19 protein-coding genes, 3 pseudogenes and 1 other annotated feature are annotated in these 20,016 nt (G+C 58.0%); of the genes and pseudogenes, 13 read left to right on the top strand and 9 right to left on the bottom strand.

Translation table 11 applies throughout. The features are described 5' to 3' along the window. The first annotated feature begins 649 nt into the window (after positions 1-649). The 7 genes from AAGS40_RS29560 to AAGS40_RS29530 all read left to right on the top strand — a co-directional run bounded on the left by AAGS40_RS29560 (position 650) and on the right by AAGS40_RS29530 (position 3,548). Positions 650-874, top strand: a complete 225-nt coding sequence (locus AAGS40_RS29560) for a hypothetical protein (RefSeq protein WP_345817765.1) — start codon at positions 650-652, stop codon at positions 872-874. Between the two features lie 156 nt (positions 875-1,030). Beyond that, positions 1,031-1,561, top strand: coding sequence for a DUF1173 family protein (locus AAGS40_RS29555; protein WP_345817764.1), 531 nt, complete (start codon positions 1,031-1,033; stop codon positions 1,559-1,561). A 47-nt stretch (positions 1,562-1,608) separates the two neighbouring features. Then, positions 1,609-1,959, top strand: a complete 351-nt coding sequence (locus AAGS40_RS29550; RefSeq protein ID WP_345817763.1) for a DUF1173 family protein — start codon at positions 1,609-1,611, stop codon at positions 1,957-1,959. A gap of 241 nt (positions 1,960-2,200) precedes the next feature. Continuing rightward, entirely contained in the window at positions 2,201-2,500 is a 300-nt protein-coding gene (locus AAGS40_RS29545; RefSeq protein WP_345817762.1) for a hypothetical protein, read from the top strand. Between the two features lie 525 nt (positions 2,501-3,025). Beyond that, the gene (locus tag AAGS40_RS29540; protein ID WP_345817761.1) at positions 3,026-3,157 is read left to right on the top strand and encodes a hypothetical protein; all 132 of its coding nucleotides are present in this window, start codon (positions 3,026-3,028) and stop codon (positions 3,155-3,157) included. Positions 3,158-3,187: 30 nt separating this feature from the next. Next, positions 3,188-3,328 (top strand): hypothetical protein, encoded by a 141-nt coding sequence (locus AAGS40_RS29535; protein ID WP_345817760.1) that lies wholly within the window; start codon positions 3,188-3,190, stop codon positions 3,326-3,328. A 79-nt stretch (positions 3,329-3,407) separates the two neighbouring features. Continuing rightward, the gene (locus tag AAGS40_RS29530; RefSeq protein WP_345817759.1) at positions 3,408-3,548 is read left to right on the top strand and encodes a hypothetical protein; all 141 of its coding nucleotides are present in this window, start codon (positions 3,408-3,410) and stop codon (positions 3,546-3,548) included. Between the two features lie 217 nt (positions 3,549-3,765). Here the strand turns inward: AAGS40_RS29530 and AAGS40_RS29525 are convergent, their stop codons facing one another. Continuing rightward, positions 3,766-4,890 (bottom strand): integrase domain-containing protein, encoded by a 1,125-nt coding sequence (locus AAGS40_RS29525; protein WP_345817831.1) that lies wholly within the window; start codon positions 4,888-4,890, stop codon positions 3,766-3,768. Positions 4,891-6,151: 1,261 nt separating this feature from the next. Here AAGS40_RS29525 and AAGS40_RS29520 point away from each other — a divergent pair. From AAGS40_RS29520 to AAGS40_RS29505, 4 genes and pseudogenes are all read left to right on the top strand, one after another. Further along, positions 6,152-7,171, top strand: a complete 1,020-nt coding sequence (locus AAGS40_RS29520) for a PRTRC system protein D (RefSeq protein ID WP_345817758.1) — start codon at positions 6,152-6,154, stop codon at positions 7,169-7,171. After that, positions 7,168-7,551 (top strand): hypothetical protein, encoded by a 384-nt coding sequence (locus AAGS40_RS29515; protein WP_345817757.1) that lies wholly within the window; start codon positions 7,168-7,170, stop codon positions 7,549-7,551. Before AAGS40_RS29520 ends, AAGS40_RS29515 begins: the two co-directional genes overlap by 4 nt. A 233-nt stretch (positions 7,552-7,784) precedes the next feature. Then, entirely contained in the window at positions 7,785-8,024 is a 240-nt protein-coding gene (locus AAGS40_RS29510; protein ID WP_345817756.1) for a hypothetical protein, read from the top strand. A 151-nt stretch (positions 8,025-8,175) separates the two neighbouring features. Then, positions 8,176-9,539: pseudogene (locus tag AAGS40_RS29505) on the top strand (IS3 family transposase). A 356-nt stretch (positions 9,540-9,895) separates the two neighbouring features. Here the strand turns inward: AAGS40_RS29505 and AAGS40_RS29500 are convergent. Then, positions 9,896-10,872, bottom strand: a pseudogene (locus AAGS40_RS29500) (IS3 family transposase); the annotation flags it as partial. Then, positions 10,475-10,591, bottom strand: a sequence feature (AL1L pseudoknot). (Overlaps the previous pseudogene by 117 nt.) Before the next feature lie 78 nt (positions 10,873-10,950). On the opposite strand from AAGS40_RS29500, the gene AAGS40_RS29495 reads away from it, so the two are divergent. Together AAGS40_RS29495 and AAGS40_RS29490 are read left to right on the top strand one after the other, a co-directional pair. Next, a protein-coding gene (locus AAGS40_RS29495) for an IS3 family transposase (RefSeq protein ID WP_345817755.1) occupies positions 10,951-12,314 on the top strand; the annotation gives its coding sequence in 2 pieces (ribosomal slippage) (positions 10,951-11,425 and positions 11,425-12,314; 1,365 coding nt in all). A 603-nt stretch (positions 12,315-12,917) separates the two neighbouring features. Continuing rightward, positions 12,918-13,106 carry a hypothetical protein gene (locus tag AAGS40_RS29490; RefSeq protein ID WP_345817754.1) on the top strand — a complete coding sequence of 63 codons (189 nt, stop codon included), beginning with the start codon at positions 12,918-12,920 and terminating at the stop codon, positions 13,104-13,106. A gap of 428 nt (positions 13,107-13,534) precedes the next feature. On the opposite strand, the gene AAGS40_RS29485 is transcribed toward AAGS40_RS29490, so the two are convergent. The 7 genes and pseudogenes from AAGS40_RS29485 to AAGS40_RS29455 all read right to left on the bottom strand — a co-directional run bounded on the left by AAGS40_RS29485 (position 13,535) and on the right by AAGS40_RS29455 (position 19,684). Beyond that, on the bottom strand, positions 13,535-13,630 hold the full coding sequence (locus AAGS40_RS29485; protein WP_345817830.1) for a helix-turn-helix domain-containing protein: 96 nt from the start codon (positions 13,628-13,630) through the stop codon (positions 13,535-13,537). A gap of 209 nt (positions 13,631-13,839) precedes the next feature. Then, a complete protein-coding gene (locus tag AAGS40_RS29480) occupies positions 13,840-15,411 on the bottom strand; it encodes an IS66 family transposase (protein ID WP_345817753.1) in 1,572 nt (523 codons plus the stop codon). 30 nt (positions 15,412-15,441) lie between these two features. Then, positions 15,442-15,789, bottom strand: coding sequence for an IS66 family insertion sequence element accessory protein TnpB (gene tnpB / locus AAGS40_RS29475; RefSeq protein WP_345817829.1), 348 nt, complete (start codon positions 15,787-15,789; stop codon positions 15,442-15,444). Next, positions 15,789-16,082, bottom strand: a pseudogene (locus AAGS40_RS29470) (transposase); the annotation flags it as partial. The pseudogene AAGS40_RS29470 and the gene tnpB, both read right to left, overlap by 1 nt. A 343-nt stretch (positions 16,083-16,425) precedes the next feature. Next, a protein-coding gene (locus AAGS40_RS29465; RefSeq protein ID WP_345817752.1) for an IS3 family transposase occupies positions 16,426-17,675 on the bottom strand; the annotation gives its coding sequence in 2 pieces (ribosomal slippage) (positions 16,426-17,309 and positions 17,309-17,675; 1,251 coding nt in all). Positions 17,676-17,696: 21 nt separating this feature from the next. Beyond that, complete coding sequence (locus AAGS40_RS29460; RefSeq protein ID WP_345817751.1) at positions 17,697-17,855, bottom strand: hypothetical protein; 159 nt, start codon at positions 17,853-17,855, stop codon at positions 17,697-17,699. A 635-nt stretch (positions 17,856-18,490) separates the two neighbouring features. Then, on the bottom strand, positions 18,491-19,684 hold the full coding sequence (locus AAGS40_RS29455) for a replication initiation protein (RefSeq protein ID WP_345817750.1): 1,194 nt from the start codon (positions 19,682-19,684) through the stop codon (positions 18,491-18,493). Positions 19,685-20,016 lie beyond the last annotated feature (332 nt).

Here is a 20,016-nt window from a genome sequence, read left to right as displayed (position 1 = left end):
TCTCAGCCGCGCCGACTTCCAGATAAGCGGCCGCAGCCTTTACCTGCGCATCCTTGAACTGCTGAATGAGTGCTGTGTACATGGTGTTTCCCTCAATGGAATTGACGGGACACCACGCCAGAGCGGGATGATTCCCCGTCTGGGTTGAATAAGCGTTCGCTAGATGCGGACATCACTTGGATCGCGCGTAAGCGCTAGTCGATGCCTAGAGCGCGGGTGATAGGTAAACGATACGGCGTGCATTGCCTGTCGCCGGTGACGGATTACGGCGATTTCAACCTGCCTCTCGGGGCTCGTCCGCCCAGCTTTATCCACAGAAATGTGAAGAAGTCTGTGGATAAGACGTCACTGCCGACGTCTCGCGACAGTCGCTGTCTCCACCCGCTCCCAGTCGGCTATCTGACCGGGCAATTGCCTTATTGGGCCGAACAGGCACAGCGGCTTATAACGCGTTACGGGACTATCCGGAGAATGATCGCTGTTTTGCCATCTCTTTCGCGCTTCCCCATTACGCCGCCCTTTCGGTCCACGCAGCCTGACCGAAGCAAATGCTCCGCTTTTTTCGGCTCCTTTAGGCGCCCGTCACTGAGCCATCCTACTGAAAATTGGCTGCATTGCTGCGCTTGCTGCGCGCTTAAATTCAGTGACCATGAAATTCAGTCAACGCGCCACGCTGTCCGTTCTCGCCATCGGCGTGCTCACGTCCGCGGCGACGCTCGGCGTCGGCGTAATTCAGTTGCGACCTCAATCCGCCGCGGTAAGCGTGGTGATCGATACGGCAATCGTTTCAGAACTGGCGGGCGTGTCGGATGCGATTCGCGATATGCCACCTGCAGTTCGTTCACGGGTTCTGGCCCGACCGCGTTCGTTCTGAACAGGCGTTAAACGAATCGCTTGCTGCACAGCGCGGGAATCTGGCGGCGAGCAAAGACTTTGAGCCCCGACGTTCCCGAACAATAATCCTCGACGACCGCGAGGTTCGTCTCTTCCGAATACTTGCCCACAAGACTGCCTGCAAAAGTGTCCAACTTTGCGGGGTCAGTTAACGCCGGATGGACTCAATGCCCGTCTCGACGTTGCACTGACTGTTCGTACGGTCGGACCGGTTAAAAGCCCGGGGCCGGCGAACGTCAGCCACGGTTCTACGTCGCGCCGGTCTGCACCGCTCCTCGGATTCCTGCAACGGGTATGGATGGACGCGGGCCTGAACTATTGGACCGGCGCAACGCAGCGCAATTGGGGCACCTGCAGCGCACAGATCCTTGCGGTGCTGGGCGAAGGGCAGCTGAATGGCAAGCCGGTCCAGGACGTCGTTCACGTCATGCGCCGGTACGAAGAAACGGAACTCGCGACCATAAAAGCCGAGTTCGACACCTTCCTGGACCGGATCCGGACGACACCGACTGAATCGCATCGCGGCGTCGTGATCGCGGAAATCAAGGCCAGCTATCCTTCCAGATACGTATTCGTCGTGCGCCTGAGCAGACGTACGAGGCTTTCTACGTTTCGGAACAACTGGTCAACGCGGCATGAAGTTCTTTCCGCCACGCATGGCCGATGATAGGCAGGCCACAAGCTCGCGTTGTCGCCGCAATCGTCGTTGAACGCATGAAGGACGGAAATCCACGCGCAATCGATCTTGCGCTGCAGCTCTGCAACCGCGCCTTCATCCCCTGCGACTCGAGCTACGAGGTTGAGATGGCGAACCGTCTTGTGCAGGAACGCCGGCGCTTTGAGAAGCCCTTGCGCCGCAACGATGGCGACGACATGCTGCCCGACTTCCGCCTCACAGACACCGCGAGGCCAGCAGTGATCCAGGTCTACGGCATGGAACCAAACGACGCATACCAGGCACGCAAGCGAGAGAAGCAGGCGCTGTACGCGTCGCGCAACGAACCGTGCGTCGAATGGATACCGCCGTCGCCGCTCGCGTTCGTCGTGCTACCACCGGCGGCTTGACATGCGGGATATGCTTGTAGCCTGAGGCTATATCCGGCGTGAGGCCGGACACCCGGCTCTGCTGCATCTAATGCGATGAGTGCGGAAAGCGAACGCCGTGGATCGCTTTCACTGACGACAAGCATGCCGCGCTCGATGAAGCCTGAAAGATCTGGAATCAGCGTTCGAACCGCCCAGCCGCGACCGAGGGCGAACTGCTGGATCTGATACAAAAGAAAACTCGCCGATCGACGCACTCTACGTGCTCGACCTGCTTGCGCGCACAACGGAAGACTGGGAAAAGCGCGGTCCGATGTTCTCGATGCTCGCACAGAAGATCGTCGACGGAAAGATCACGACCCGGGACTTCTGGCCGATCGACCCGGTGCTTGACGACGCAGCGCGCTATCGCGAGTTGCAGCAAATGGCGAGATTCGTTTACATCGACGGCGTGGCGTCAGTGCGGTTCCCACGTATCCCGGCGACAGGTGGTGACGAGCAATGCTCGTTTGAAAACCGGGTATCGGCAGCCGTGGACAATCTACCTGATCGCAACCGCTGATGACTTGGCTTCGCGGCGGTCCAGTCATACTGGACTCACCTGCTCTCACCATCCCGGTGAGCGCACCATCCCCGGAGAAACTATGTCCCCCGTCGATTACATTCGCGCCGCGTACCGCCATCGCGAGAAGTTGTGGCCGCAGCTGCTAACACTATCGGCGCTCGCCATCATCGTCACGTACCACGCTCTCACAAGCCCGGCGCTAGCGTGGCTTCTTTGACAAAAGCGGTCGCCGCAAAGAAATTCGTTTATACACGTAAAACAGCGTTACAAGGTCTTGAGGCCTAAATCCTTGATTTTATTGCGATGTCATGTGTTGTGATTATAGACCAGCCCTAAAATCGCAACATTCGTGTATAAAAAAGGACAGTTGCTTTGTCACGCGCACTGTTGGGAGCAGATTGTCCGTGCGCGGCCAGCGCCGTGCAGTAGCGAGCTCAAAAGCCTGTACAAGGGCCTGACGCGACCGAGGGTGATCTGCTTGACCTTATTCGCAAGGAGATCTCGCCGATCGACGCGCCTTACGTGCTCGACCTGCTTGCGCGCACAACGGGAGACTGGCAGAAGCGCGGCCCGATGTTCTCGATGCTCGCGCAGAAGATCGTTGACGGAAAAATCACGACCCAGCACTTCTCGCCTATCGACCCAGTGCTGTAAGACGCGGCGCGATACCGCACGTTGCAGCAGATGGCGAGATTCGTCTACATCTACGGCGTTGCGTCGGTGCAGTTTCCGCGTATTCCGGCAACAGGCGGTGACGAGGATTGCTCGTTTGGGACCCGGGTATCGGCTGCGGTGGACGATCTGCCGGATCGTAACCGCTGGTGACTTGACTTCGCGCCAGCCGAGTCATACTGGACTCACCGCCACTCACTACGTCGGTGAGTGACCCAACCCCGGAGAAAACATGTCGCCAGTCGATTACATCCGCGCCGCGTACCGCCACCGCGAAAAGGTGTGGCCGCAGCTGTTAGCCCTCCTGGCGCTAGCCATCATCTTCACGTATCACTCACTGGCAAGCCCGGCGCTGGCGTGGCTGCTGAGGTGACCCTCCCGGAAACACTCGTCATCGCGTGTACACGTAAAACGCGTTAAAAAAATCGTATTTGTAACTAGCTGATTTTTAAAGGTTCGTTGGTGTAGCAAATTTGAAAATCGGATATTTGCTACAACTTACGTGTACAGAAAGTTCTTTCAGGCGCGATCATTTCGAGGCGAACGGACGAGGCGAACGGCTTTACGGCGACGGCAATTTTCGAACGAGACTAGCTCAAAATGGTGTAGAGCGCCTGCCTCGAAACTCCTAGAGCAAGCGCCGCGCGTGACTTATTGCCGCCGGACGCCGCGACTGCCTCCAGCGCCATGTCGCGCGTTATCAGACGCTTCTTTTTCGCAGCCATTGCGCTGTGCGTGGACAGGTAAGCGTTCGCCTTCGTCGCCCGGCTGTGTCCGGCTGCTTCGACAACGCGCTGCATTGCCGCCTTGTGAACGTCTCGATCTACCCGATTCGCCGGCTGCTTGATTGGCGCCTCAACACCGGTCAACCTCTCGTACATCTGCTGGAGGTATTGATGGCGCAGACCGTGACTGGTTACGCCGATGCCCGACTGAGTCACGCCATGTTTCTTCAGCACGTGGTAATAATGCTCCCGCCACTGCTGCTTCGTGTATCCATGAGGGATCGTCGACCCGGTAAACGGGTTCGAAAGCGTGGCCGCCTCGACAAGGACGGCAACCTTGAATTCGATCGGCACGACCCGCTCACGGCCGCCTTTTGTCCCGCGACTAACGTTCAGCAACCCGTCATCCCGTACAGCCTCGGCGGGGCGAAGCAGGAAGCTCTCTTCGACGCGTAGACCAAACGCCGCCTGTAACTTGAGTTGGACTGCAACGTTCGGATGGGTCACAGCGATTTCGTTGATCTTGCTTTCCGCGTCGATCCCATTGCCCTCCCATGACTTGTCCCGCTGCGCGACGTATGAGCGCACCAGATCGTGCTTTTCACGATCAACATAGTCGGCCAGCGTGCTGATGAGATTGGGCTTTTTCATCCACTCGCACAAGGCTCGAAGATGTGTCAGCTTGTTTTCGATTGTGCTACCAGTCTGTTTCGCGTCTACCCAAAACGTGACAAGGTACTCGATATGTTTTTGCTTGAGTGAATACGGGGACTGCAGTGCGAACCCGTTCTGGCGCAGCTCTTCGAACGACTTGCAGATGACGGTCGTGCGCCGCTCCTGCGTTCTGATCGAAAGTGGCCTTGCGCTGATTCTGGTCTTGCTATGAACGCGATTCACATTGTCCAACAGCAGCCGTTCCAATGCGCCCGTGAAGTCGGCGGGCAGCCGGTAGCCCCGCAGAACGGCGCGCACGTTCAAAATCGCTGACACGTCGATACCCCTTTCAAGATTGCGCCGCGCCGCAAGCGGCACAGCTACGCGTCCAGACGCCCGTCCGACGTCTGACACCTGTTCTCCCAGATCGCGCGCGTCAAACGCGGCCATCGTGTGCTGCGCTGCGCGCCGGACGCCGGGAGCCTATCCCCTGCATCAACCTGCCGCGCTGCGCGGTGCGTTCCCCGCCGGGTACTGCCTTCCTGTCCTTTAGCGATTCGATTCGATCAACCCCGCACGTGGAAGAGTCGTGCATGGACTGTCCAGTTGCTGCCTGCCGCCAGACGCCGCGCTACCGCGCGTTGCCTTGCCTGCGATTCTGCGTTCCCTGCCATCCTCGAACCGGATCTGCCTTTGCAGAGTCCATCGTCGTGGATCGGGTCCACCTGCCTCGCAGATCGGGCCGCGATGCTCCAAAGCTCCGCGTATCCGATTCGCTGACTGCTCCGGCTGCCGTGCCGGCCTGTGACACGCGTCGCGTGCCTGCGTGCGCCTGTCTCTCGACCCGCACGACTGTGGCCATCTGCCCGGCAATACCTGTTTGTTTCCGTTTCGTACAGGGATGCGTTCGCTTTGGCAGCGACCACATACCCCCACCCCCAAGTCCGTTCAATCCGCCGCTGTGTATCGGGCTTCATGCGACGGTCCCAGCTTCGTGTGCTGAAAGGGTGCGTCCATGCGCGATCAGGTCGTCGTGCGCAGACTCGGATTCGCTCCGACTGTCTGTCTTACACATCGTCTCTGTGCGCCAATCTGGGCAGAACCGCCCGCAAACCCAATCGACATCGCGTGTCGATGATCCTCTGTGTGGAGGATCGTGCACTTGATTTGATTCAGAAAAAGGCCGCTTCAGTTTGCGGCCGGTGACAGGAAGGGTTTTCGCCAGGCAAAGCGATCCCTTCGATAGTGCAACTCGGAGGTCGATGCGCTGATCGCGCGGTAGGTAATTAAGAGAATAACCGCGCTTGTCCGCCCTGCGGTTCCTAAAGCTCCCTAATATTGCGAGCTTTAGCTTCCTTGACTTTGATCGTCAGCCGATAGAGTTGGAACGTCACCCGCGGTTGGGGCCAAGGTTGACCCCTGCTTGACCCCAAGAACAGAAGACGTCATTGCTGGCAGCGCCCCTTGGTCCGTGTTTGGCCCCTGTTGGGACCAGGAGCACAAGCTGTCGTAGCGACAACGATGTTTGGGCCGTGTTTGGCCCCTGCTGGGGCCAAACGTGCAGTGAACTTTGATAAACAACTCTGGAGAGAGTCCAATGAAGGTATCGGTATTTGCGGTCGACGTCGGTTACGGCAACACGAAAAGCGCATTCCGTATGGGGTCGGACATTGCCACTCAAATGTTTCCCTCGGTGACGCCGATTGCGGTAAGCGAGGCGGTTTCGAGTTACGGACAAGGCGTGCTGCACGCGCGTAAGGTTTTGCCCATTGAAGTAGACGGCGCAACATACGAGATCGGCCCGGGCGTTGAACTGTCCTCCGCATACGGAAACGCAGGTCGAACGCTATCGGAAGATTTCTGCCTCACGTCGAATTACGCAGCGCTACTCGGTGGATCGCTGCAGTTTGCTGGCGTCACCGAGGTCGAACGCATGGTGCTGGGGCTCCCTGTTCACACTATCAACAAGTATTCAGCGCATCTGCGCGATGCGTTCACCGGAACGCTCAACTATGGCCACGGCAATATCCAGGTTCACTCCGTAAAGGTAGTACCACAGCCACTGGGATCACTCGTATCCTTTTCCGAGTACGGCGGCAGCCGCTTTGACCGGGAAAACGCCCATCTGGTGATTGATGTAGGCTACTTCACAACCGACTGGGTAGTCGCGCACGGCTTTACGATGAACGATCGCCGCAGCGGCGGCGCTCCGGGTGGTGCGTCCCAGGTCTACAAGAGCATCGCGACGTTAATCGCAAAAAACGAAAAGGAACCGGTCGATGACATCGAACGTATTGACAGGTGCCTGCGCGAGAAAAAGCCTCTCCTCTTCTACGGGAGGGATGTTGACCTTATCCCCTATCTGGAGCAGTCACAGGCCATCATCAATGCAACGGTCAAGGAATTGCAAAACCGCGTCGGCCGGACTGCGGATCTGCGTTCCATTGTTCTTACCGGAGGAGGCGCAGCTCTCTATGAACCTTCGATACGCGCAGCGTTCCCACGCGTCAATCTCGACGTGCTCGACGCGCCCTGCTACGCCAACGCCAAGGGTTTCCTGATCGTCGGCGAAGCAACTCTTGCCCGCGAACGTAAGGCGCTCGGAGCCGCTGCATGACTGAGAAGGCCGTAGTCAAAGTCACGCTCAATGAAGCGACGGACCCTGATCTTTTCGCCTTCATCAAACAGTTCGACAACGAGCGAATGCGGGCGGGCGCACTCAGGGCGCTCGCGCGAGCGGCGCTCAATGGAGGCGGGGCGAAACGTGTCGCATCCGGCGCTCCCGACGAGCCGGTCATGCGCGTGCCCGAACCGGCGACGCTTCTGCGGCGAACCGAGGCAGCAGCGATGGTTGAGAGCGATGCCGCACCGTTCTCCCCTGTCGATGCTGACGCGGCCGCAGCGTCACAGGCGCTCGAATCGCGCGCTGCCGGGCCGACGAAAAGCGGCACAGGCCGTTACACGGACGCTATCGCCGACCAGTTCGCAGACTTCTAGTCACGGCCGTTGTTCTTGACTTCGCGCGGCATTTGCGAAGATAGGTCATCGGCCTGCAATAAGAGGCGTCACTTACGGAGTAAAGACAATGGATCTGTTGCACGTACTCACCAACGCGGACTGGACTCGTGCCGCGCGCTTCTGGCTCCTCGTGACAGCAGGGGTTGCTGTCTGGGAGTCCGCCTATCATCTTCGCCGTGGGCTGCTTCAGTGGGTTCGCAAGGACCGTGATCATGCTTGAGAAATTTCTGTCTCTCGATCCACTCGCACGGCGTGCCGTCATTGCAGTCGGTCTTTTCGGCATGATGTTTATCGACCTTCTTTTCCCGACGTGCAATCTAACGGTCTGGGTGTTCTTCACGGTTTGCACTGCATTCCTATGGGCGACAGGCATCCTTCGTCCGTTTTTGATCATGTTGTATTACCTGTTGCGCACGATTATCAGACTGAAGACGCGGCCGTGGTGGTGGTGACCAATATCGGCGATTGCCTCGCAGGCGAAAAACCCCGGCCAATGGCCGTAATGCCGTTCACTTAAGGACAATGAAAAAGCCGCGCATCCTCACAGGAGTGAACTGCACCCCAATAGTTGGACACCCGTCCAACGATTTGGGGTGTTTTTTCATGAGCAGACATAGTGCGCAGTTCAAGCGTCGGGTTGTCAAAGACTATCTTTCAGGCCGGGTGGGTGGCAGCGCGGAGGTCGCGCGGCGGCACGATATCGATCACGGCACAGTACGCAAATGGGTCGCCGCCTGGCGGTTACACGGCGAAGCCGCGTTCAGAAAGAAGTTCAGTCACTATGATTCGCGCTTCAAGCTGAAGGTGTTGAGGCTTATGGTGTCGAAGGATTTGTCCTGCCGGCAGGTTGCTGCTGTGTTCGATATCCGTAATGCGGGGGTGATCGGCATCTGGAAACGCCAGTATGATTCGGGAGGTATTCAGGCCCTGGAGCCTCGCCCCCGAGGACGACCCGTGAAGCAACCCAAGTCATCTGTGCCACCTGACTCGACAGAATCCGACGAGACCCGCACGAAAGAAGAACTCCTTGCAGAGCTGAACTATCTGCGCATGGAGAACGCGTACCTAAAAAAACTCGATGCCTTGATCCGCTCGGAAAGCCCCAAAGCGCCGCGCAGAAAGCGCAAATAGTGGCCGGATTAAGGCATCGGTTTCCAGTTGAGGGTCTGCTGAAGGTGGCGGCCCTGGCGCGCAGCACTTTCTATTACCACTGCAAGGCATCGCTGGTCGCGGACAAGTACGCGCCGCTCAAGGCGCGTATCCGCTCGTTATTCGAGTTGCACAAGGGCCGTTATGGCTATCGGCGTATCACCAGCGCGATCCGGCGTCTGGGGATCGTTGTCAATCACAAGACTGTCCAGCGACTGATGCAGTTGATGGAACTGAAGTGTCTGGTGCGTCCGAAGAAGTACCGCGCCTTTCGGGGCACGGTGGGACGGATTGCACCGAACGTGCTGCAAAGACAGTTCGATGCCGATGCGCCGAACCGCAAGTGGGTCACCGACATCACCGAGTTCCGGGTGGGGGAAAGCAAGCTTTATCTCTCACCGGTTCTGGACCTGTACAACGGCGAGATTGTGGCTTACGAAACAGCCACCCGTCCGGCATTTGCGATGGTCGCGGGCATGATCAGGAAGGCCATGAGAAAGCTGAAGCACGACGACCGGCCCATGGTCCACTCCGATCAGGGCTGGCACTATTAGATGAGTGCCTATCAGGCATTGCTTGCCCGGCGCGGTCTCACACAAAGCATGTCGCGCAAGGGCAACTGCCACGATAACGCGACGATGGAGAGCTTCTTCGGCACGCTGAAGTCAGAATTCTTTTACCCGAATCGCTTCGAAAGCGTTGAGGCACTTCAGGCCGGTATCAAGGACTACATTCACTACTACAATCACCACCGCATCAAGCTCAAGCTGAAAGGGCTGAGTCCTGTGATGTACAGAACCCAGCCCTCACGGCACTAGCCAACAACTGTCCAACTTTGCGGGGTCGGTTCAGAGCGCGGTTCTTTTCTTTACTCTGGGCAAATTATGCGTCGAACTCAATCGCGGGCGACTGACTCATGTCGACGGCAGCGGTCCTTCAGTCCACTTCAAAGCGGCCGTTCGAACCTCCTACCAGCGACTGTCGATCGTAAGGATTGAACTGAGCGACCGACCGATATTTATTAATTGAATCAGCAACTTTCTTCGACTATCAAAAATCTGTTGCGATGCTGCTACCAGCACCCTCGTCTCATCGTAATTTACCTGAGCCGTTGGAGAAGGATTGATGCGAGCGCAACCGCCCCCCAAACGGAAGGCGACGTCGATGGGGCCGATATACCCGCCTCGGCCAAACGTTCGCTATACCGAAAGCCGACGTATTGGGACCCCCTGTCGGGGTGGTGTGTCAAAGTCCCGTCGTCGTCCGGTTGGCGAGCGTACAGCGCCTGTTCAAGTGCATCCAGAACAAAGTCCGTGCTCGTCGACGAACTGACGCGCCAGCCAACAATGCGACGGGCGAACACGTCGATTATTAACGCAACGTAAAGCCAGCCCGGCTATGTCGAGACATAAGTGGAATCTGAAACCCGGAGCTGATTCGGCCAGTCAGCATTGAATTGCCGGTTGACCCGGTCCAGCGGGCGCGGCGCGCTCGTATCGGGAGTCGTCGTGCGAACCCGCTTGCCGCGAACCGCACCACGCAGGTCTTGCAACTTCATCGGACGTCCGACCGTGCAGCGTGCCACCGCAATGCCTTCCCGGTTCATATGCTTCCAGACCTTCGGCACGCCATAGACCTGCATGTTGGCCTGCCAGACACGCTTGATCTCCGGTTGCAGAATCTCATCGCGTTTAGCGCGTGCACAGCGTCTGGATGGATCGCGAAGCTGCGCAGCATGGCGTCGGTAGCCCGACGGGGCGATCCGCAACACCTTACAGATCGGCTCGACCCCGCAGGTGTCGCGATACTGATCGACGAAGGCCTTCAGGACTTGAAACGGCGGTCGAGCTCCGCCTGGGCGGAAAACGCACTCGTTATCCTGAGAATCTCGTTGGCACGACGCAGTTCCTTGACCTCCCGCTTCAGAGCCTTGAGGCGCTCGCGCTCGTCGGTGGTCACGCCATCGCGCTCACCGTGGTCAGCCTGATCGCGCCTGATCCATTCGTGCAGCGTCTGCGGCGTGCAGCCAATCATTGGCGCAATCGATTCAACTGCTGCCCACATCGACGGATGTTCGCTACGCTGCTCGCACACCAGACGCACTGCGCGCTCCCGGACTTCCGGGGAAAACTTGGTTACCTTCTTGTTCATGGCTCCATTCTCTCAAGAGTTGGAGCCTCCACAAAATTGAACTGACCCCCGAGAGTTGGACACAACCTTGGAGGCTCCGTGAGGAAATTCGATGTAAAGTTTAAGGGGAAGGTGGTTCGCGAGTATCTCGCTGGCAAAGGGGGCTATAAGCTCCTTGCGGCGAAATTCGGTATTGCAGAAAGCATGGTGAGGCGATGGGTCGCGGCATATCGTCACCATGGTAACGCTGGGCTCATCCGCCAGCGTGGCGCTTACACCCTTGAGTTCAAGCTTGAGGTGGTGCACCGGGGCGTGGCTGAGAACCTTTCCTGTCGAGAGCTGGCTGCCATTTACAATATCGGCAATCCGCACAGCATCACGATGTGGCAACAACAGAAAGCACGGGGAGAGCTCCGTTCGCTAAAGGGCATGCGCCCGTCGGGACAGGATGTTTCGGTGCCAGCAAAGAAAAAGACCTCGAACCAGTCGTTGGAAGCTCCGCGATCTGAGGAGTCAGACCAACTCCTTCGTGAGAATCAGCAGTTACGCGCGGAGGTCGCGTACCTAAAAAAATTAAATGCCTTGGTTCTAGCAAAGAAGTTGGCGCGGCAGAAAGAGCCAAAATAGTGCTTGAACTGAGGCAGGAATTCCCCTTGTCCGACCTTCTCCAGGCTGCGGGGTTGCCACGCAGTACGTACTACTATCGGGCCAAGACGTTGGCCGCTCCAGACCGGCATCGTGGACTCAAGGCGAAGATTCAGGCTGTCTATGCTGCACATCGCGGCTTGTATGGCTATCGTCGCATCACCTTAACTATCCGCAGTGATGGCGAGCTAGTCAATCACAAGAAGGTGCAACGCCTCATGAACGAATTGGGAATCAGGTCGAGGGTGCGCCGGAAGAAGTTCCGGTCATACCAGGGCGAGGTCGGCGAGGCCGCTCCGAACCTGCTCAATCGTGAATTCACCGCATCGAGCCCAAACGAAAAGTGGGTCACCGATGTGACCGAGTTCCGGGTCGCGGGGAAAAAGCTGTACCTTTCTCCGGTCATGGACCTCTACAATGGGGAAATTGTTGCCTACGAGTCGAGCCATCGCCCCGACTTCCCAATGGTCATGGGCATGCTCAGGAAAGCTGTCAAGAAATGCGGGAATGCGGCTACACCGATGCTTCATTCAGACCAGGGTTGGCACTATCGCATGCAACCGTACCGAGTGGCACTGGCGCGCTACGGAATGAAGCAGAGTATGTCGAGAAAAGGAAATTGCTTCGATAACGCGGCCATGGAGAGCTTCTTTGGCACTCTGAAGGCCGAGTACTTCCATCTCACGGACTTCGAAGACGTCGACGCACTGAGGGTAGGCCTGAAGGGCTACATCGACTACTACAACCGGCATCGCATCAAATCGAAACTTGGTGGACTGAGTCCCGTGGAATATCGAATGCGAGCGGGAAAAAATTAACGCTTCAACGTCCAACTCTCGGGGGTCAGTTCAAATCCGGGGCGGTTCAGAACCGGAGCTTGACTGGGGTCGACTTCATGGTGGAATTGGTCATCACTATTAGAGGACATCGCCATGAAACGAACCTTCGCATGCGGGCACTATGGCAAGGGCAAGTTCCGCCATACCTGCGCCACCATCACCAGAACCCGGGAAGCCGAAACGATCGCTCGACAGCATAGGCGTCTTGCCAGAGCAGAAACCGCTGCGGCTGATCCGATCGACCTCTCGTACGTCGCCCACCTGCCGGCCGTCCAAAACGAGGCCAGACTGGCTCGCAAAGGTAAGAGACGGCACGCACCCCTGCGCGCTGAAGGGAAAACCGATCCGGTCCTCGAAAGGACAGATCCTGTCCGTCCCGGTCGGATACGCCTATCGGCTGATGTTCGACTGCGCGTCGTTGCGCCCGCTCCAGCTTCTCTCTCACGAGGCCTACAACCGTGCCGCCGACGCCCTGCGCGCGTAGATTGACGCAATCGGTGTTTTTTCCTGCCGTTTTGGGCAGTCGCGCAGGTCAGTGAACATTACAATCCAGATCAAATACACCAACCTTCAGGCAGCACCATGACCGATGAGCTGCTTGACGACGCAGCGCGCTACCGCAAGTTGCAGCAAATGGCGAGATTCGTTTACATCGACGGCGTGGCGTCAGTGCGGTTCCCACGTATCCCGGCGACAGGGGGTGACGAGCAATGCTCGTTTGAAAACCGGGTATCGGCAGCCGTGGACAATCTAGCTGATCGCAACCGCTGATGACTTGGCTTCGCGGCGGTCCAGTCATACTGGACTCACCTGCTCTCACCATCCCGGTGAGCGCACCATCCCCGGAGAAACTATGTCCCCCGTCGATTACATTCGCGCCGCGTACCGCCATCGCGAGAAGTTGTGGCCGCAGCTGCTAACACTATCGGCGCTCGCCATCATCGTCACGTACCACGCTCTCACAAGCCCGGCGCTAGCGTGGCTTCTTTGACAAAAGCGGTCGCCGCAAAGAAATTCGTTTATACACGTATAACAGCGTTATAAAATCTTGGATCCTAAATCCTTGATTTTATTGCGATGTAATGTGGTGCGATTATAGACAAGCCCTAAAATCGCACCATTTCGTGTATAAAAAGGGCCCGTCGTTGTCACGCGCACTGTTGGGAGCAGACTGTCCGTGCGCGGCCGGCGCCACGCAGTCACGAGCTTAAAAGCCTGTACAAGGCCTGACGCGACATGCCCAGCGCAACGGCCGCGTGAGACTTTACTCCGCCAGCGCTGGCCACTGCTTCCATCGCTTCCGCCCGCGTAATGGAGCGTTTCTTTCGAGCATTCATCGCTGCATGCGTTGACAGATAGGCGTTCGCCTTGGTCGCTCTGCTGTGTCCAACTGCCTGAACAATGCGCTGCATCGCAGCTTTGTGTGCCTCACGATCTACCCGCTCCGTGGTTTGCTTGATCGTAAGCGCTGCACGAGCGCCGTCTTGACAGGCGCGCGGGATCTTCAGGCGTTTGCGCGAAGCTGGTCCGCAACGACCCACGGCATGAGTTCGTCAACGCGGTTGATCGCGTGGTCGGCGATGCGTGCGAGCACGAAGCGCAGATACGCCTCGGGATCGACATCGTTGAGTTTCGCCGTGCCGATGAGGCTGTAGATCACGGCAGCGCGTTCGCCACCCGAGTCAGCGCCGGCGAACAGATAGTTACGTCGGCCGATGGCCACCCCGCGCAACGCGCGCTCGACTGGCAGGTTGTCGATTTCGAGCCGGCCGTCATCGCAATAACGCGTGAATGCCTCCCACCGGTTCAGGGCGTAGAGGATCGCCCGACTCGTGTCGGATTTGCGCGAGAGCGTTTCCAGCGTTGTTGTGAGCCACGCATGGAAGTGCTCGAGTAGCGGCCGCGCATGCGCCTGTCGATATGCCCGGCGCTCATCGGGTGGTTTGCCCCGGATCGTTTCCTCGATCTTGTACAACACACCGATACGCTCGAGCGCTTCGGTGTTCAGCGCATTCGGACGTGCCGCGTGCAACTCGTAGAACTGGCGTCGCGCGTGCGCCCAACAGGCTGCTTCAGTCACACGCCCGGTTTCGTAGATGGCCCGGTAGCCGCCGTACGCGTCAGCCTGCAATGTGCCGCTGAACGACTCGAGGTGCTGTTGCGGATGGATGCCCTTGCGATCTGGCGTGTAAGTGAACCATACCGCCGGCGGCGTCATATCGGCCGAGGTGCGATCATCGCGCACATACACCCACAAGCGACCGGTCTTCGTCTTGCTGTTGCCCGGCGCGAGCACCGGTACCGGCGTGTCATCGGCGTGGAGTTTCGTTGCCGCCATCACGTGACGACGCAACGCCTCGACGAGAGGTTGCAGGAGCGTCGCGGCGTGACCGACCCACTTCGCAAGTAGCGAGCGATCAAGCTCCACGCCTTCGCGTGCGTACATGACCGACTGCCGGTAGAGCGGTAAGTGATCGGCGAACTTCGAGACCAACACGTGAGCCAGTAGTCCGGGGCCGGCCAGGCCACGCTCGATCGGTCGACTCGGTGCTGCTGCCTGTGCGATGTGGTCACAACACGAGCAGGCGAACTTCGGTCGCACATGCCGGATCACGCGGAAGCTTGCCGGAACGTACTCGAGTTGTTCAGCAACGTCTTCGCCCAGGAGCTTCATCTTGCTGCCGCACTCCGGGCACTTCTCGCCCGACTCGGGCAAATACGTTTGAACGTCGCGCGGCAGATGTTCGGGCAATGGCCTGCGCGGTGCCTGTTCCGGTACCGTGAGCGTTGCCTTCGGAATTTCAACTGGCGTCGCGCCTTCGTCGGCTTCGAGCTCTTCGAGTCGCAGTTCGAGTTGCTCGATCTGCCGGTCCAGTCTCTCGGACTTGCGCCCGAACTGCATGCGGCGCAGCTTCGCGATCAGCAGCTTCAGGTGCTCGATCTCAGCCTTGCCCGTGGCGATGACCGCCTCCTGCGAGTCGACGACATCCTGCAGGCGTTCAATCCTGGCGTCGCGCTCGCGCAGCAGCGCTTTCAAGGCATCGATGTCGTCGGGAAGGGTGTCGGCCGAAGTCATGACCGACAGTTTACGTGTCGGCGCCGACGTTTACAACGCAGAAGTGGGTTGCGCCGTGCGCGTGGGCTGGCGCCAGTCGATGCCTTCGAGCAGCATCGAAAGCTGCGCGGGACTCCGGCAGACCGTTCCGCTCGTGGCTTGAGGCCACACGAAACGTCCCTTCTCGAGGCGCTTCATGAGCAGGCACAATACATCGCCGCTCCACCACAACACCTTGAGCAGATCGCCGCGTTTGCCCCGGAACACAAACACGTGGCCACTGAACGGATCACGCTCGAGAACGCTCTGTACCTTCGCGGCGAGACTGTTGAAGCCGGCGCGCATGTCGGTGACACCGGCGGCGAGCCACACGCGTGTGCCAGATGGTAGTCCCAGCATCATTGAGCATCACGCAGGCTAGCCAACACGACGCGCAGTACGTCGAGATCCGGGGTGCCTTCAAAGCGAACCCGAACCGCTCCGCGCTCCACCGTGATGGCCGGCTGCTGCTTCGACGACGGCGCGATCTGCACGGGGAGAAAGGACACTGGCGCCGGCAATAGAGCCGTCGATTGCGCAGGCGAACGTTCGCGTCGCCACTTTGCGACCATGTTCGCGTTCAGACCGTGTTCCTGCGCAACGTCGGCGATCGAACGCGCCGGGTCGTTAGCTTGCGCAACCACCATCTCCCGGAATTCTTGTGTTTAGTTCCTCGAGCCGCGTCGCCGGCCCGGTGCGCTCACTTCCATCATTCTGATTCCCACCAGATCTAGTGGGAATCAGAATGCCGAAGCCGCATCGTTATGAACAGACGGTACGGTGGACTCGCTTACGCTTGATCGGAGCCCGAACGCCGGTGATCCGCTCATACATTTGCTGCAGGTACTGATGACGCAGACCGTGGCTCGTGACGCCTATACTTGCCAGCGTGACGCCGTGTTTCTTCAGCAAGTGATAGTAGTGTTCACGCCACTGCCTTCGTGTATCCATGCGGGATCTGGAGTTGCCCCTGTAACTCAGGACACGCGAACACCGTTAGGTTGATGACGCCGCAGCGCGCCTGAACTCGCGAGGCGAGCGGTATTTCAGGGCTTTGTGCGGGTGACGCTCGTTGTAATGTTCAAACGCAATAGCCAGACGCGAGAGCGCCGTTGGCGCGTCGGGCTTGTCCATATAGGCGACGTAATTGTGCTTCATGGTCTTCACGAACGACTCGGCCATGCCGTTGCTCTGCGGCGAACGCACAGGCGTGGTCAGCGGTTCCAGGCCCAGCTCGCGTGCAAAGCGGCGTGTGCGATGGTCGATATAAGCCGAGCCGTTGTCCGTCAGCCATTCAATGGAGCGCGCCGTTTGTGTGGTGCCGAAGCGCTGTTCGACGGCAGTCAGCATCACGTCGCGCACCACGTCGCCGCTATGCCCGCCGGTCGTCGCTGCCCAGCTAATCGCTTCCCGGTCGCAGCAGTCCAGCGCGAATGTCACGCGCAATGGCGTGCCGTCATCGCACCGGAACTCGAAGCCATCGGAGCACCAACGAGTATTGCTCTGGTCAACGGCCACACGGCCGTCGTGCCGCCGCTTATCTCGACGCGCGCCGGGACGGCGCAGCAGCAACTGATGCTCGCGCATCACGCGGTAGACACGCTTGTGGTTGATGCACGGCGCACCGACCAACTCGCGACTGCGTCGCAGGAGCGCCCAAATACGCCGATAGCCATAGGTCGGCAAGTGCCCCACATGAGCCCGAATTTCCTCGACCAGTTCCGTGTCGTCGGCCCGCTTGGCACGGCGACCATCTTGCCAATCGGACGAGCGAGACTGTTTCACCGCCATACCAGAGCGCGCCACGCCGAGAACTTCGCAGACCGTTTTCAATGGTCGTCCCCCGGCAACAAGGGCGAGCGCGCAATCAGGTTTTTTGAGCGGCCCCACTCGACGGCCTCTTTCAGGATTTCGACTTCCATCGTCTTCTTTCCGAGAAGCCGCTGCAGCTCCTTGATTTCCTTGATGGCGGCGGCCAGCTCCGATGCAGGCACAACGGTTTCGCCCGCTTGCACTGCCGCCAGGCTGCCTTCCTGGTATTGCTTGCGCCAGCCGAAGACCTGGTTCGGGTTCACGCCGTGCCGCCGCGCTACGGCTGATACCGATGCGCCCGGCGCCAGCGTTTCCTGCACGATGGCGATTTTTTCCTGGGCCGTGCGCCGCCGACGACGCTCCGGCTCGGTCAGAATTTCGATGGGTTCCACGTAATGACTAGGCTTATTGATAGGCACAAGACTATCCCTCATTTTAAGAGAGTTCTTGTGTCCTCAGATACGTGGGGCCGCTCCAGGATCGTTGAGCCGGTATTGGGGTTCGCAAGCGTCGGCGGCTTCCTCGAGCACGGCGAGCTTGAATCCGATCGGCACGGCGCGTTCCCGGCCGCCTTTCGTGCCGCGCGTGACATTGAGCAAACTATCGTCGCGCACACCAGCCTAAGAAGATTTTGAAGTTAAGGGAGGTACGCGGGCTACGAGATCTTCAACTTGCAGCGCAAACCGCTCTGTAGGCATCTCAACGTCCACGCAATCAGCAGTTGTTAAACCGACTCGTGGGGGTCAATTCCCATGGCGTCGACGCAGGGTCATCAGCGGACCTCGTAGGGAGACGGCGGGCGAAAACGTTGAGGTGCACTTTCGCAAGGTAGGGCCTGTCAGCGCACCGGCTCTCGATTACTGGTCGCAATCCGCAGGGCGTGTCTCGCTCATTCGCCCGAAAGGACGCTCGCAATTGGGGCTTTTTTCTTGCAAGGTATATCCCAGCCAGAGAATCGCGGCGAGACACTCGGGTATTCCTCAAATCCTGCTTCGCCAGGCTATTGCGATCCAAAAGGTATTGACCGCTGAGGTAAAACTCGTTTGTCCGGGTGAACGTTTTACTTTCGGGCGGCAAAGCGAAGAGTTAGACTGATCGCGCTACTGGGTCGACGAACGTTCGCGGGCTTGCAGTGAGGTGGCTCGCTCGCTGCGTCGTTCATCAGGAAAGAAGGGATGGCTGCGCTTTAGTCTATAAGTGAAATGCTGAATGCAAGATTTCGCATGGCAGCGACGTAGTTGCCGCAGAGCTAATCCGCCGCCATTTTGGCCCGAAGCCACGCAGTGTAAGCGGTTCGCTCTAGAGCATTTTTGAACGTGCCGATGTCGTGTTGATACGTATTGCCCTTTCCCCCTTGCGCCATGTATTCGGCAGCGAACTGCTGCTTTTCAACCAGAGACAGCGCTTTGATCTTTTCTGACGTGCGTCGTGCTCTTTCGTCTGCGGATGTCTGGTCGCCAGAACCAAGCGGAGGTGCAGGGACCGCTTTAATTTGATTTTGCGGAGGCTCAATATTCGAGCCCTTTTCGAAAACTGTCCTTGCGTAGCCGCCGGCGTTACCTCGAATCTGTTTACGCTTGGCACGCTCCTCGACGTAGAGCGCCGTCTGAAGCGCCCTTTCGGGCTCTTGTTGAATCCAACTTATTGCAAGTCGATCTCCAACGCCCAGCTTCGTGAGGCGCCTGAAGGCCTCCGAGCTTCGAACAGCTTTCTGGTCTTCATCTTCGTCATTGTCCAGCATTGACCGCTGCGGGTTATCGTCAACAAGAAACCGGATTTGAACCACCCTCCTTCCCTCTCTCTTGTACTCTGGAGTGACGATGATGTTGGAGACATGGTTTATCTCTCTCACTGCCTTCTTGATGACCTCGCTTGAGAAATGCTTAAACTCGTCATACATGCTCGCGTCTGCACCAAGGAGTCGTCGCCATGTCTCTACTGCAATCCACCCGGTTGATCCCGTTCGTTTGAAGCGAAGGCAATTTTCATACAACGCGAGCGCGTAGCCGCCACTAAACTGTCGCTGGACGTTGATGTTTATCAGAGTATAGATGTCAGGATTCGCCAACTTCTCGGCGAGCCAGTCGCTATATTCGTAAGTGCAAGTGCCACCTTTGATGCTCGCGTAGGCAATAAGCGGAGAAGCCTCCCAATCTGTTTTACTCCCTTCGTGAAGCAGGTCGAACGAGATTGGCGTCGACATGACTTTTAGCAAGGCGCGTTTCAATGCGTCGTGGTTTTTGCTATCGAAGCCCAGCATCGTACATAGTATCCCTACCGGCAAGGTATGACGCTTTTTCGTGAGAAGCTCGTCGTAAGCATTCAGCAACAGTACATTGACAATCTTGCGCTCGAGCAATGAAAGTTCACCGCTCACGTGAACCGTAGCGACATGCTTCTTCAGTTCGCTGGGTGGAATTGCGAGCGGCTTCAAGTTTGCCAAGGTGTTCTCCGTTGCTGCGCAGATTCTATGTGGAAAAGGTCAGGCAAGCAATTCATTTGACTATGACTTTCAAACGCCACAGAAATGACGCGCATCCCTGCTCCCCATAAACCCTGACTTCTTCCGCCTCTCCTATCGCGTCCTTAAGCAAGGTAGGGTTTTGAAAGAGAAGTATGCGGAAGAACAACGCCTGTTTGTTGTTTCCTTTAAAAGACAACAACCTTTAAACCGTTTACAGCCGGCGAAGCCTTGATGGCTGAAGCTTGTAGGACGATACGGTCAGGTTTTATGGGGCGAAAGGTCAGGGTTTGTGGGTGAACGTAGGCCTTTAC

Source organism: Paraburkholderia sp. PREW-6R, assembly GCF_039621805.1.
Classification (GTDB): Bacteria; Pseudomonadota; Gammaproteobacteria; order Burkholderiales; family Burkholderiaceae; genus Paraburkholderia.
The sequence above is the reverse complement of the archived record's forward strand: the minus strand, read 5'-3'. Positions and strand labels throughout refer to the sequence as shown.